The following is a 13,391-nucleotide window of genomic DNA, read 5'->3' on the forward strand; positions in this document are numbered from 1 at the left end:
ATTGCCCTAATTATACGCCATAGCGGGCTGTGTGGGAACAGGGTATAATTGCATTACATATATGAAAGAGGGTGGTTATGTACCAGCAAACCCAAGCTTATTTAAATCAGCTAACAGCTCTTTTAAAAAAGCATCAACTTTGGCAAGCTCAGCCAATAGCCCCGGAGGCATTAAATTCCAGTGTTCCATTTTGTCACGACACGATGGCGTTTGAACAATGGCTACAATTTGTATTTATAGAAAAAGTTCAGCATTTAGTGGCTCATCAGCAACCATTGCCTCGTAATTTTGCAATTGCGCCTATGGCACAAATGACCCTTACTAATAAAAACGGTAGTAACGAGATTATTGAATTACTAACCCAGCTTGATGCTTTTTTAGGAGAGCCCAATGAGTGAGCGTCCAGAGCCTGTTGAATACGACGAATTGGCTATTTTGTATCAAGACGAGAACTACGTAGCCATAAATAAACCCTCGGGTTTATTAGTGCATCGCTCTTTTTTAGATAAGCACGAAACTCAGTTTGCCATGCAAATGTTACGTGATCAGTTAGGGCAACATGTGTTTCCAGTACATAGACTCGATAGACCTACGTCGGGTGTGCTGCTATTTGCTTTAAGCTCCGAAGCCGCGCGTGATATGAATCAGTTATTCATTGAAGGCACTATCGCTAAGCGATATTTAGCGCTAGTGCGCGGGTTTGCCCCTGAATCAGTTTTTTTAGACAAACCGCTAAAAGAAGAGCTGGATAAAATAGCTGACAAGTTTGCAGATCAAGATAAAGCGCCACAAGAGGCGCAAACTCAGTTTAATTGTTTGCACCAAGCTGCATTGCCAATCCCTATTGGCAAATACCCAACCGTGCGCTACTCGTTAGTTGAGTGCTTTCCTAAAACGGGGCGTAAGCATCAAATACGTAGGCACTTAAAGCATTTATCGTTACCGATTATAGGTGATGTAAATCACGGTGATAATCAGCATAATCAGTTTTTTAGGGAGCACTTTGCACATAGGCGTTTAATGTTATTTGCAACGCAGCTTAGTTTTGTGCACCCTTACAGTAATGAATCAATAACAATTAAAGCGCCACTAGGTGAAGACATGCTTAAAGTATGCAAGCAGCTAGGTTGGCCAGATCAAGAAAAGGATTATTAATGTCACATATTAGTATTTTTGTAGGCAGTGTTAATGGCGGCGCGGAGCGTTTGAGCGATGAAGTTGCAACCACAATTGAAAAAGCGGGCCATACTGCAAGCGTTATTAGTGAGGCATCTCTTGATGATATTAAAAATGCTTCACATATTTTAATTGTTACTTCAACCACAGGCCAAGGCGATATACCTAGTAATTTAGCGGGGCTGTATTTTGCTATGAATAGCACGTTTCCTATGCTTACCGATAAACCTTTTGGGGTTATTGCTATGGGTGATAGATGCTATGGTGACACCTTTTGTGGCGCTGGTCGCAGCTTTGATGAGCTATTACGCGACTTACAAGCAAAGCCAGTTGGTAATCGTCTTGAAATAGATGCCTGTGAAGACTTTGAACCATGGCCCGTTACAGAGCCTTGGTTAAAAGCATGGCTTGAAAAGCTACCTGCTTAATTTAATCCTGAACTTTGAATAGTAAATTTATCTTTAACAGCTATTTTTAGCGTTGAATTTACGTGCAATAGGCCAAATTTATTAAATTTAAAGTATTAAAAAAGGAGCGCATGCGCTCCTTTTTACTTTTATAGCTCTATAAATTAGCTACTTCTTACGTCTACTTTAAGCTTTAACTTTTGGCCAGGTTGTAAATACTTTTGGCCGGCTAAGTTATTCCACTTAATAATCTCGTTAACCGTTAAATTAAACTTAGAAGCAATACGCGCAAGCGAGTCACCACGGCGTACTTTGTAGGTAATGGTACGATTAGTACTTGCGGTTGCTTGTGGTTTACTTGCTGATTTATAGACAGTTAGCTTTTGATTTAATCGCAGTACTGAGTTTTTCTTCAGTTTATTCCACGACGCAAGTTCGTCCATTGTTACATCGTATTCGCGGCTTATATCCCAAAGTGTATCGCCACTTTTAACCGTGTGCGATAACTTAGTACGCGTGGCTTTATTAGCTGCTAAACGCATTTGTTTAGGTAAATGTTCGCTATTAATTGCACCATCGGTAAGCGGTACTAACAGTTCTTGGCCTACGCGAATAGTATTTGATTTTAATTTGTTGAGCGAACGAATTGCACTGCTACTGGTGGTAAACTTTTTAGCAATAACAGAAAGGCTATCGCCACGAGCGACAGTGTATTGTTGCCAGCGTAAGCGATCTTTTACATCAGTAAGTGCAAGCTTTTGGCTAAACTGTTCTGCTTTATCGGTAGGTAATAATAAAAAGTGCGGCCCATTAGGATCCGTAGCCCAGCGGTTAAAGCCAGGGTTTAACCTGTATAACTCAGTAAGTGTCATATCGGCCATCTCAGCGGCAAGCGCTAAATCAATCTGAGAGCCTACATCAACCACTTCGACTACTTGTGCATTGATCACCGGTTGCCATTTAACGTTAAACTCATCCGAGCGCTTTAATAAATCGGCAAGCGCTAATAGCTTAGGTACGTACGCTGTGGTTTCGCGTGGTAAATCTAGAGACCAAAAATCGGTTGGTAAATGCTTTTTACGATTCTTTTTAATCGCACGCATCAAACGCCCTTCGCCCGAGTTATACGCCGCAATAGCGTTTAACCAATCGCCTTCAAGGGTTTTATGCAAATACGATAAGTAATCTAGTGCAGCACGTGTCGATTGAACAATGTCGCGACGACCGTCGTACCACCAGTTTTGCTTTAAATCAAAACGCTCACCTGTTGCAGGCATAAACTGCCAAATACCTGAAGCGCTTCTATTAGAGTAACCAAATGGGTCAAAGGCACTTTCTACAATGGGTAGTAATGCTATTTCGATTGGCATTTCGCGTTTTTCTACTTCTTCAACAATAAAATGAAGGTAAGGCTCTGCACGTTTAGAAATGCGATCTAAATAAGCTTGATGGCGAGCGTAGTAATTTCGCTCGGTAACAACAGGGCGGTTTTGTGGTACGTCAATAGAAAGCTGGTAACGAATACGTTCCCACACGTCATCAAAAACGGGAGCTTCTTGGTCTTCACTATTAACTTGTTGATATTGTGCGTTTACCATCAATGCATTGTTGATATCGTTAGGGCTTGCGCCTTCAAGCTTTTGGTTTGCTTGAGTCGCTACTTGAGAGTCAGAGTCTAAGGTTGTAACCGTTTGACAACCACTTAGCGCAAGCGCCAAGGCAATTAAAAGAGGAGATTTATTCATAAATACCAATACATCGGGTAAAAAACTCGGCGAATACTACCCGTTATGAGTCAACATTGCCACTTAGTGACCACCTTAAACGCGAAGAGAAAATCATGCCCTAATAATAAAGGCATGATTTTAATATAAAATATAGCTAGCTATTAGATTATGCGTTAAAAATTGTCTTTGAACTTTCTCAGACTAGCAAAGTTTCCCCAAGGTTCATTGTTTTTTGTAACTAAAAGGAATTCTTTTGGTAATAATTCAGTAATAGTGGGTAAATCGCTGCGCATAAACGGATTTATTTTAAGCTCTTGCTCAATAGTGCTTGGTAACGTTATTTCATCTTTACTACGAAGTTCATCTACTTTTTTGCTGTACTCGAGTAGCTCAGGGTTACGTGGCTCTACTGCTTTTGCAAACGCTAAGTTAGCCTGAGTATATTCATGAGTGCAATACACCTTACAGCTTTTTGGTAATTCACGCAGTTTATTGAACGAATTCCACATTTGCTCGCTTGTCCCTTCAAATAATCTACCACAGCCACCGCTAAATAAAGTATCGCCAGTAAAAGCGAGTTCGTCGTGGGTATAACAAATATGATCAAGCGTATGCCCAGGCGTGGCTACAATATTAAATGGCACATTAAGTACTTCAATATTATCGCCATCAATTAAAGTATGCGTAATACCATCAAAAGGACTATTGGCGGGGCCGTAAACAGGGATATTTGCAAATTGCTTAACCAGATCTGCTACGCCACCGGTGTGGTCGCTATGATGATGGGTTATTAAAATGCCAGCTAATGATAAGTTATGCTCAGCTAAATACGTAATCACAGGCCTTGCGTCACCTGGATCTACCACCCATGCTTGATTACTATTATGAGTGGTTAAACACCAAATATAATTATCAGAAAAGGCTTTAATTGCTTTGACTTGCACCATGTTACATTGCTCTATAAAGTGACAGTTAACACATAGTATAACGAGCTCATAAAATGAAACCAGCCCTTAGTTTTCAAGAAGGACCTAAACCGCTGTCATGGCAGCAGTTCCCTCATGGTGACTATTTACGATCTGACATTGAACGCAAAATGGATCAATGGTTACCGCGTATGTTTGGCTATCACATGCTAAAACTAGGTAATTTAAGTGGTGAAATTAATACAAGTGTTAGCACCATTAAGCATCAAGTGTGCGTTGCAGAGCCCGGCCCCTATACAGGTGTTGTGGCCGATATCGACGAATTACCTTTTTACGAGCACAGCGTTGATGCGTGTATTTTAAGCCACTGCTTAGAGTATCATTCAGATCCGCACCATATTTTACGCGAGGCACACCGCACGCTAATACCTGGTGGTTATATTGTTATTACCGGTTTTAACCCATTTAGCTTATGTGGGCTTGCTCAAATGCTGCCGTTTAGTGGTCAAAAACTTCCATGGACAGGGCGCTTTTTTACACCTGCCCGTGTTAAAGATTGGCTTAACTTATTAGGATTTGAAATAGTGAGTGATGAGCGATTTATTTACTCATCGCTAGCGAGAGGTAACAGGTTGTCGCGTTTTGAATTTTGGCGCAGTTTTGCTAAACAATATTTAAAACCTATGGGGAGTGTGTATATGCTGGTGGCACGTAAGCGAGTAGCCCCGCTGACACCTATAAAGCCTAAGTGGCATGCAAGGCCGCAGTTTGCGCCAGTAAAAGGGGCAGGGCTTAGGCAAACCTCTAAGCAGCACTTTAAGCGCTGCGATGAAAAAAATAACAATTAAGGCTGATAACCTACATCTTCAAGTAAATCTTTACTGCCTGCGGCATCGCGAGCTAAATCGTCAACTATTTCGTTGTACTTATGGCCACTATGCCCTTTAACCCACTTCCATGTAACAGTGTGTTCGCTACAGGCTTTATCTAGACGTTTCCATAAATCTACGTTTTTAACCGGTTTTTTCGCAGATGTTAACCAACCGCGCTTTTTCCAATTAGCTATCCACGATTCAATGCCTTGCTTAACATATTGGCTATCGGTTGTGAGATTTACCTCGCATTCACGCGTAAGTGATTCTAAGGCTACAATCGCTGCGAGCATTTCCATGCGGTTATTAGTTGTTAATTTATAACCTTGGCTTAATTTTTTTTCGTGACCGTTATAAATCATAAAAATACCATAACCACCAGGGCCCGGATTACCTAAACACGAGCCATCGGTATAAATCTCTACGGTTTTTTGCACTGTTTTACCTTGATATTATGTACAATAAAGTGATTATAGAAAGATACCAGAGTCAGGCTAAATTCGATATGGCACGTAGACAAATAGTTTTAGATACAGAAACCACCGGCATCGACCCTAAACAGGGTCACCGCATTATAGAAATTGGTTGTGTAGAGTTAGTAAACAGGCGCTTAACCGGCAACAATTTTCACGTTTATATAAATCCACAACGTAGTATTGAAGAAGAAGCGATAGATGTTCATGGTATTACCAACGAATTTTTACGTGATAAACCGCTTTACCGTGATATAGCGCAAGAGTTTTTTGACTATATAAAAGGGGCAGAGCTGGTTATTCATAATGCACCGTTCGATGTGGGTCATATGGATAACGAATTTGCGCTGCTTAATCAGGGTTACCCTAATACCCACGATTACTGCCAAGTTCTCGACACCCTTAAAATGGCGCGTGACTTGCATCCTGGTCAAAAGAATAATCTTGATGCTTTGTGCCGTCGCTACGATATAGATAACGCAAAACGTACATTGCACGGCGCTTTACTGGATTCTGAAATTTTAGCCGATGTTTACCTTGCCATGACAGGTGGGCAAACGAAGCTAAACTTAAATCAAAATAAAGACGATGGCAGCGAGCAACAAAAAGGCGGCATAAGACGTTTAAGCCCAAATAGGGCACCTTTAGTTGTTTTACGTGCAAATGACGCTGAACAAAGCGCACACGAAGCACGACTCGATCTTGTCAATAAAGAAGGCGGCCAATGTTTATGGCGCGCTGAATAAGGCTACCCAATGAAAACGATATATTTTGTTAGTGCGTTATGCGCCGCCAGTTTGTTCACTGGCAATGCTTATGGCGTTAAGCAAGTAGAAGTGCTCAAACGTGACGGGCATCAAAATGAAATTCCTTTATTAGAAAATCGTTTTCGTATAGATAGTAAAATTGAAGAAATAACTCTGCTGTTTTTTAGAAAGCTTGGCACACCGGCTGTTATTTTAGTTAGGCCAGATGGCAGTAAATACTTTGCAACTGAAGCCGTAAGAAACCCCGACCTCGATTGGTTTGACGAGTTAACCTACGATTTGGTTACAATAAAAAATCCTATGGCTGGTCCATGGCAGGTTATTGGCAGTATTTTGCCTAACAGCCGAATTGTAGTGCTTGGTGAAGTATCTTTAGAGGCGCAGCCACTTCCTCCTATGTTATTTAGAGGGGAGACGATTAAAATTACCGGTAAAATACTTAACGACGGTGAGCCAATAGACGCTGAGCTATTTAGGGATGTAGTAAGCCTTAATGTAGATTTTGTAAGTACCAATAACGAAAACTTTGCTAATTTTGGTTCAGGGATACAAGAAGTCGCCGAATTTAAAGATGATGGGCGCGGATTTGACGAACGCGCTAAAGATGGCATTTTTACCGGAGAGTTTACGTTAGACTTTCCTGCTGGTGAATGGACGCCTGAGCTTTACGTTGCAACGCCTCTATTACAGCGCCGTATTGTACAAGACACAATAGAAGTGCACGAACCTCCTTTTTCCACAAACGTTACCCTAGCAGAGCAAGACACTGACGATCATCAACTTACAATAACGATAGACCCACGCATTGTAAAGCCAGAAACCGTCATTATTCAGGGCAAAATTTATTACCCTAATAACGAAGAGCAAATGTTTACCATAGACGCTGCTCCTAATGACTCGCGCCAACTTAACGTTAAAAATTATGATTGGGGTCGATACAGTGTTGAGTTATCTGTTTTTGGCACAAATATAAACGGCCGTGAGTTTATGGCGACGCTACCAACCTATAAATTTGAAATAGAACGTCCTATAGTTGCTGTGCCTGAAATTGATCCGGCAACGATTATTACGCCTGAACAAATGAAAGCGAGTGAGCCTGTAGATGAAAAAATGGCCACTTCAACAATTGTTAGCTTAATAATAGGCTGTAATATTCTTATTTTATTACTCGGCTGGTTAGCAATTCGTGTATTTATTCAGAAAAAACCAATCAAATTTAAAGTTAAGCTGCCTTTTTTAAATAAAAAGAAAGCAGTTGATGGTGAAGTTACCAACACAGGAAAAAATCAAGTTGGCAAAAATGGTTCAAAAAATGACAAATCAGGTGAAATTTTAAACCTTTCGATGTCAGATGACTAAAAAACCTATAAAAAAACAAAAAAGCCCTTGACGAAATAGGGGCTGGTTCGTATTATTCACGCCGCTGTCAGGGGAGACTCAGACAGCAACGAAAATGCGGAGTGGTAGTTCAGTTGGTTAGAATACCGGCCTGTCACGCCGGGGGTCGCGGGTTCGAGTCCCGTCCACTCCGCCAATTTTCGACAATTTGTAAGTACGCGCTGGAGTGGTAGTTCAGTTGGTTAGAATACCGGCCTGTCACGCCGGGGGTCGCGGGTTCGAGTCCCGTCCACTCCGCCAATACTTACACAACATATGGTTGTAAAACATAATCTTATTATGGAGTGGTAGTTCAGTTGGTTAGAATACCGGCCTGTCACGCCGGGGGTCGCGGGTTCGAGTCCCGTCCACTCCGCCAATAAGAAAAAATAACAGTTTAAATATGCGCTGGAGTGGTAGTTCAGTTGGTTAGAATACCGGCCTGTCACGCCGGGGGTCGCGGGTTCGAGTCCCGTCCACTCCGCCACTATTTAAACACTGTTATGTTACAAAAATTTGTATGCTGGAGTGGTAGTTCAGTTGGTTAGAATACCGGCCTGTCACGCCGGGGGTCGCGGGTTCGAGTCCCGTCCACTCCGCCAACAAATTTAGTAATGACAAGTAATATGATATCTCTGCGGAGTGGTAGTTCAGTTGGTTAGAATACCGGCCTGTCACGCCGGGGGTCGCGGGTTCGAGTCCCGTCCACTCCGCCATTTGATATCGTAACAAAATTAGTAAGTGCATTACCCCATGCACATACCACTGCGGAGTGGTAGTTCAGTTGGTTAGAATACCGGCCTGTCACGCCGGGGGTCGCGGGTTCGAGTCCCGTCCACTCCGCCACTTGTTATTTCCTCAATAGCAAGATTATAAAATTATTTCATATTTATTTTAATAAAATATACTTTGGCTATCAGCTATCAGCTATCAGCTATCAGCTATCAGCTATCAGCTATCAGCTATCAGATCGACTCTTTTATTCTAACCTGCTAATATTCCTTGTTATTCTTCACTATTCAGCTTCATATATCTACATGAATAGCCAAGAATCTAGTCTCACTTTAAAAAAGGAAGAACTAAAATGAGCACACTAGGTCAACAATTAAAGCAGCTAAGAAATAACAAAAAATTGAGTCAACCTGAATTTGCCCAGCAAGTAGGGATAGAACAAAGTTATTTATCAAAACTTGAAAACGATAAATCAATTCCCTCGAATGAAATATTTAGATCTTTATTGATTGCATTAGATCTTTCAATTGATGAGTTTATGAAGCCGCTTGTATCGAGCCATGATAAAGCTAGGCTGATGCAAATACCCGATGTAGAAGTGTGGTTTAAGAGTAAAGCTGTAAAGAGTTCTGCTGCACAGCGAAAAATTATATACCTTGCTATGTTTTTGATTGCTTTTGGCTGTGCATTATTTTACGCAGGACATAAAAACTATCTGTTCAATGAGCGCTTTTACGAATACAAATCACTGGGTGTGATCAAAAAAGATGAACCTCTGAATATTTATACTCATTGGAGCAATTATATTATTGAGTCAAACCGCGAGAAAAGAGAAGAAAAAGGGCGGGAAATACTGGCCAGAAGGGTACCAAGTTTTAAGTTAATGGATAAGTATGTTGGTGAGTCATTTGTCGAAGACGTTGAGGGAGGTAAACGTGTTTATAGTGCAGATGAAATCTCGCGAACAATGCCACATGCAGGCAATAGCTGGCTCGAATTTATCGGCATATTTGCCGCTGTATTTGGTTTGGTGTTTGCTTTACTGGAACCTAGATTAACCAAACAATAAAAAGCCTGCGTACAAGAAAACGCAGCAGGCTTTAATATAAATTGGTCTACAATTACCCTTGTGGGCCAAATGACTCTTTTAAGTAAGTATCTAAAAAGTTTAAATAAGCGTTAGAAGCGCTGATACTGTTTTCTTTTTTAGTAAAACCGTGGCCTTCATCTTCAAACAATACATACTCTACTGGTACGCCATTGGCTTTGACTGCGGCAACGAGTTCATCGCTTTCAACTTGTAAAACGCGCGGATCGTTAGCGCCTTGTATTACCATTAAAGGTTTTGTAATATTTTTAGCATGAAATAATGGCGATATAGCACGATGACGTTCGCCATCAGTTGCAGGGTCGCCCATTTCATCGTACAAGGATTTTTTAACACTCTCCCACCATGGTGGAATGGAGTTAAGTGTTCTTGCCCAGTTAGTCACCCCAAAAATATTAATACCTACTTTGAACTCTTCTGGTTCAAAGGCAAGGGCTGCTGCGGTCATAAACCCGCCGTAACTACCTCCAATAATGCCAATTTTTTCGCTATCGACCCAATCTAAACTTTGAAGGTGCTTTTTACCGTATACAATATCTTGTAAGTCATCTGTGCCGTGCTTTTTATCATCCAAATGAAAAAACGTTTTACCGTATCCTGAACTACCCCGGTTATTAACGGCAAAAATAGCATAACCATGATTAACTAAATGTTGTAGCATTGCTCTATAACCAGTACGGCTTTGCCCACCAGGGCCGCCATGCACCCACACCAGCGCAGGTACTTTATTGTTTCTATTGGCTTGTTTTGGTTTATACAACACGCCTGGAACTTCTAAGCCATCAAAGCTTTTAAAGCGAACGATAGTGCTCTCTACTAAATCGCTTTTATCTATATCTTTACTTAGTGTGTTGGTAAGCTGCTTAGCGCTATCATTATCCACTTGCCAAACAAATAAATTACTTGGTGAGGTGTCAGAGTTTAAATAAAACGCCATGGTTTTCTCGTCACTTGAGAAATTTACACTGCTTAAATTTCCATTGGGTAGGGCGGGCATAGCAACTTGTTTACCTGAACGAGTATCTAAAATAGACACTTTAGTACTGGCATCGGTATTGACTCCACTTACTTGGTAGCGGCCAGATTTAGAAAAATAGATAAAGGTTACGTCCCATTCGTCTTCTAAAGCTGGGCTATGTTTCTCTGTCGCTAACTCATAGCTCCACACTTGTGAAAACTCGCCTTTTGCGTTCGTAGAGTAGTATAAATATTTACCATCAGCAGAGAAGGTTTCAGGTGTATATTGTGCGGGATCATCATGCTTAGATATAAGTTGTGGCTTGAGGTTTTTTTTATAAGTGTCGAGAATGTATGTATCACTGTCTTTATTGCTATTATTTTTAGATAAAGCAATAAAGCGTCCATCGGGGATAATAGCACCAACATCTAATCCGAGCTCATTTTGATAAGCAGGGGACGCTTTATAGGTTTCACTATCTACGCGATATAAATCCATAAACTTGGCATCACGCTGATTACTTTAGATAAAAAACTGGCTGCCATCTTTTGTAAAACCTGAAAAGCCAGCTCGTGTTTCATCGCCAGGGGTTAAATCTTTGATTGAACTGTCAACTTCACGCACGTAGACATGGTACCGTTCGTTACCGCCTGAGTCTTTGGTAAACAATACATGCTCATCATTAGGGAAATAGCGCACTGGCTAAGTACTGTCTTCAAAATTAGTTAAACGGGTTTTACTACCGGTTTTAACATCGACTTCGTATAAGCTTTAAGTGCCACTTTCATCGCTACTAACTAAAACTTTATCACCACTTGGTGAAAAACTACCGCCCATAATAGAGGTGGTGTCAAAAAAGTTTTTGCGTCGTAGGTTTTTACTTGTTGTGCTTGTTCAGTTTTCACAGTGCTAGAGACTAAACTATTAGATTGATTGCAACCCGCTAATGCAAGAGATACAGCACAGGTAATACAGGCAAGTTTGAGGCCTTTTTTCATAGGTACATTCCTTAGTTTATAGGTATGTTTTCATTTAGAAGTGTTAACCGAACGTTTTTCAAACGCAAGTATTTATGATATGCAAATAGTAATAAAGTGTTACAAACCATAAATCGTTTTTATATAAGTATTCGCTATAATGATAACTCGTTGAAAAGTGAGTATTTATGATAGAAGTCATTGGGTTACATAAACAGTTTACTGAAAACATATTGTATAATGGTTATAACGTGCGATTCTGTGCACCTAAAATATGCATCGAAGCGCCTAATGGCCAAGGGAAAACAACGCTATTGATGATGTTAGCGGGGCTTGAAACTTACCAAAGTGGAAAGCTTTTGTTTTCTGGAAGCGAATTAACCGAACCACACAAGCAAGTTGCTATAGCCTCAGACTGTATTGCTTTACCCGACTTCTTAACAGCAAAGCAAATAATTAACTTATCCTCAAATACATTTGGCTGTCGTTGGCCGGCAGCTATAGTTGATGGATTTAGTTTTAATGAATTTCTAAATACACGTTTTGACGCCCTTTCATCAGGTAATCAAAAGAAATGTCAGTTAATTTTAGCGCTTATGCGCGATGCACCGTATTTACTGTTAGATGAACCCAGTGCAGCGCTTGATCAAGCGAGTATTGAGTATTTATTAATTTTACTTGATGAATATTTAGTAAATAAGCCACAAGGTCAAATAATTATCACCTGTCACGAGCCCGAGCCTTTTTTACTGCATGGCTTTGAGTGTATGCCTTTATGATTTCAAATTTAAAACAATCAATTGGCCAATACCGCTCTTTTATGGATTATCGTTTACAGGCATATAAAACTGAATTTACGCAATTATTTTTACAACTGAAATGCTTCGGGTTGTTATTTTTAGTGGTGTTAGGCTCGTCAGTACTAGGTTTAATATTGCTACTATTTTTAGGGCTTGGAAAAATTATTGATAGTAGTGATACACCTCAATATGGTGCGCAAATGGCTTGGCTGTATTTGTTGCTACAAAGTGTAATGTTGAGCGCAATGAAGTCTGCAATAAAAAACTCCGCCCAACGAGCGTTTCAACAGACATTAGTAAAGCGGTATTGGCTTGGTTTGATGGATATAAAGCTTATGCTGCTAAGTAATGGCTGGTTGATTGCAAGCCTTGTTATCGCGATTGACCTGAGCATAAACCAGTGGCTTAGAGTGCCGCATTTTTTGGTGTTTTTACTATTACAATTTACGCTCGGCATTTTATGCTTATACAAACCAATAGCGCTTGTTTATGGATTTTTATTATCAGCAATGTGGCTTATGTTACCGTTTGATGTAAGCCCATTAATTTATCAGTGTGGGTTTGTGTTGTTGTTTGCGTTAAGTACTTTAATGGTACCTTTTAATTTTGTAGCTAAGTTAGAGATGAGCTCACTGACAGGCTTTTGGCTAATGTTTTTTATACACAACAGCTGGACTTTGATTTGGCGAGGTGCTTTATTGCTGTCCCTATTTATGGCATTTGAGGTATTACTACAAGAGCGCGCTAATTTAGCAGTTATATTCAGTGTTTTGTCATTTGCTTTTGTGGTGTTGTTTAGTAGTTCATTACAATTTGATTGTAGTCATCTACATCAACAATATAGTGTGTTTTTTAAAATACAGAATAAGCAAACAGCATTTTTTATTGGCCAATTTGTTCCTAGTTTAATTGTGCTCTTACTTTCGCTTATTGTTTTTTTTGCTTTATTCAACCAAGCAAGTGGCTTGTTGCTATTAACTGGCATTATTTGGTGCGGACTCCAACAAGCTATCGCGCAAAAAAAACCAGCGCATTACGCGCTGGTTTGGATGATCACAACAGGTGGACTGTTGGCTGCGTTAACCTAACTG

General features: G+C 40.4%; 12 protein-coding genes, 7 tRNA genes and 1 pseudogene. 16 read left to right on the forward strand and 4 right to left on the reverse strand.

Features of this window, described 5'->3' with window-relative positions:
* The first annotated feature begins 77 nt into the window (after positions 1-77).
* The 3 genes from J8L73_RS16325 to J8L73_RS16335 are packed head-to-tail and all read left to right on the forward strand — an operon-like array spanning position 78 to position 1,604.
* Positions 78-398, forward strand: coding sequence for a YqcC family protein (locus J8L73_RS16325; protein WP_211018692.1), 321 nt, complete (start codon positions 78-80; stop codon positions 396-398).
* Positions 391-1,155, forward strand: a complete 765-nt coding sequence (truC, locus tag J8L73_RS16330; RefSeq protein WP_211018694.1) for a tRNA pseudouridine(65) synthase TruC — start codon at positions 391-393, stop codon at positions 1,153-1,155. Before J8L73_RS16325 ends, truC begins: the two co-directional genes overlap by 8 nt.
* Complete coding sequence (locus J8L73_RS16335) at positions 1,155-1,604, forward strand: flavodoxin (protein WP_211018695.1); 450 nt, start codon at positions 1,155-1,157, stop codon at positions 1,602-1,604. The genes truC and J8L73_RS16335 overlap by 1 nt, the downstream gene beginning before the upstream one ends.
* A 143-nt stretch (positions 1,605-1,747) precedes the next feature.
* Here the strand turns inward: J8L73_RS16335 and J8L73_RS16340 are convergent, their stop codons facing one another.
* Together J8L73_RS16340 and gloB are read right to left on the reverse strand one after the other, a co-directional pair.
* Positions 1,748-3,328, reverse strand: coding sequence for a LysM peptidoglycan-binding domain-containing protein (locus J8L73_RS16340; protein WP_211018697.1), 1,581 nt, complete (start codon positions 3,326-3,328; stop codon positions 1,748-1,750).
* 155 nt (positions 3,329-3,483) lie between these two features.
* On the reverse strand, positions 3,484-4,257 hold the full coding sequence (gene gloB, locus J8L73_RS16345; RefSeq protein ID WP_211018699.1) for a hydroxyacylglutathione hydrolase: 774 nt from the start codon (positions 4,255-4,257) through the stop codon (positions 3,484-3,486).
* Positions 4,258-4,310: 53 nt separating this feature from the next.
* On the opposite strand from gloB, the gene J8L73_RS16350 reads away from it, so the two are divergent.
* The gene (locus tag J8L73_RS16350; RefSeq protein WP_058548306.1) at positions 4,311-5,084 is read left to right on the forward strand and encodes a class I SAM-dependent methyltransferase; all 774 of its coding nucleotides are present in this window, start codon (positions 4,311-4,313) and stop codon (positions 5,082-5,084) included.
* On the opposite strand, the gene rnhA is transcribed toward J8L73_RS16350, so the two are convergent.
* Positions 5,081-5,545 carry a ribonuclease HI gene (gene rnhA, locus J8L73_RS16355; RefSeq protein WP_211018701.1) on the reverse strand — a complete coding sequence of 155 codons (465 nt, stop codon included), beginning with the start codon at positions 5,543-5,545 and terminating at the stop codon, positions 5,081-5,083. The genes J8L73_RS16350 and rnhA overlap by 4 nt on opposite strands.
* A 68-nt stretch (positions 5,546-5,613) precedes the next feature.
* Here rnhA and dnaQ point away from each other — a divergent pair, with 68 nt between their 5' ends.
* The 10 genes from dnaQ to J8L73_RS16405 all read left to right on the forward strand — a co-directional run bounded on the left by dnaQ (position 5,614) and on the right by J8L73_RS16405 (position 9,526).
* A complete protein-coding gene (gene dnaQ / locus J8L73_RS16360) occupies positions 5,614-6,327 on the forward strand; it encodes a DNA polymerase III subunit epsilon (RefSeq protein ID WP_211018703.1) in 714 nt (237 codons plus the stop codon).
* A gap of 9 nt (positions 6,328-6,336) precedes the next feature.
* A complete protein-coding gene (locus J8L73_RS16365; protein WP_211018705.1) occupies positions 6,337-7,707 on the forward strand; it encodes a TIGR03503 family protein in 1,371 nt (456 codons plus the stop codon).
* Between the two features lie 98 nt (positions 7,708-7,805).
* Positions 7,806-7,882 (forward strand) — tRNA-Asp (locus J8L73_RS16370).
* A gap of 27 nt (positions 7,883-7,909) precedes the next feature.
* A tRNA-Asp gene (locus J8L73_RS16375) sits at positions 7,910-7,986 on the forward strand.
* A gap of 41 nt (positions 7,987-8,027) precedes the next feature.
* A tRNA-Asp gene (locus tag J8L73_RS16380) sits at positions 8,028-8,104 on the forward strand.
* A gap of 31 nt (positions 8,105-8,135) precedes the next feature.
* Positions 8,136-8,212, forward strand: a tRNA-Asp gene (locus tag J8L73_RS16385).
* A 38-nt stretch (positions 8,213-8,250) separates the two neighbouring features.
* Positions 8,251-8,327, forward strand: a tRNA-Asp gene (locus J8L73_RS16390).
* A gap of 37 nt (positions 8,328-8,364) precedes the next feature.
* Positions 8,365-8,441: transfer RNA gene (locus J8L73_RS16395), tRNA-Asp, on the forward strand.
* Positions 8,442-8,494: 53 nt separating this feature from the next.
* Positions 8,495-8,571: transfer RNA gene (locus J8L73_RS16400), tRNA-Asp, on the forward strand.
* Between the two features lie 238 nt (positions 8,572-8,809).
* Complete coding sequence (locus J8L73_RS16405; protein ID WP_211000590.1) at positions 8,810-9,526, forward strand: helix-turn-helix transcriptional regulator; 717 nt, start codon at positions 8,810-8,812, stop codon at positions 9,524-9,526.
* Positions 9,527-9,578: 52 nt separating this feature from the next.
* On the opposite strand, the pseudogene J8L73_RS16410 reads toward J8L73_RS16405, so the two are convergent.
* Positions 9,579-11,521 (reverse strand): annotated as a pseudogene (locus J8L73_RS16410) (S9 family peptidase).
* Between the two features lie 167 nt (positions 11,522-11,688).
* Here J8L73_RS16410 and J8L73_RS16415 point away from each other — a divergent pair.
* Both J8L73_RS16415 and J8L73_RS16420 read left to right on the forward strand, forming a co-directional pair.
* Positions 11,689-12,279: an ATP-binding cassette domain-containing protein gene (locus tag J8L73_RS16415; protein WP_211018707.1), complete on the forward strand. Its 591-nt coding sequence runs from the start codon at positions 11,689-11,691 to the stop codon at positions 12,277-12,279.
* Positions 12,276-13,388 carry a DUF6136 family protein gene (locus tag J8L73_RS16420; RefSeq protein ID WP_211018708.1) on the forward strand — a complete coding sequence of 371 codons (1,113 nt, stop codon included), beginning with the start codon at positions 12,276-12,278 and terminating at the stop codon, positions 13,386-13,388. Before J8L73_RS16415 ends, J8L73_RS16420 begins: the two co-directional genes overlap by 4 nt.
* The last annotated feature ends 3 nt before the right edge of the window (positions 13,389-13,391 follow it).

Origin of the sequence: Pseudoalteromonas sp. MMG006 (genome assembly GCF_018101025.1) — a bacterium.
In the GTDB taxonomy this organism is placed as follows: Bacteria; Pseudomonadota; Gammaproteobacteria; order Enterobacterales; family Alteromonadaceae; genus Pseudoalteromonas.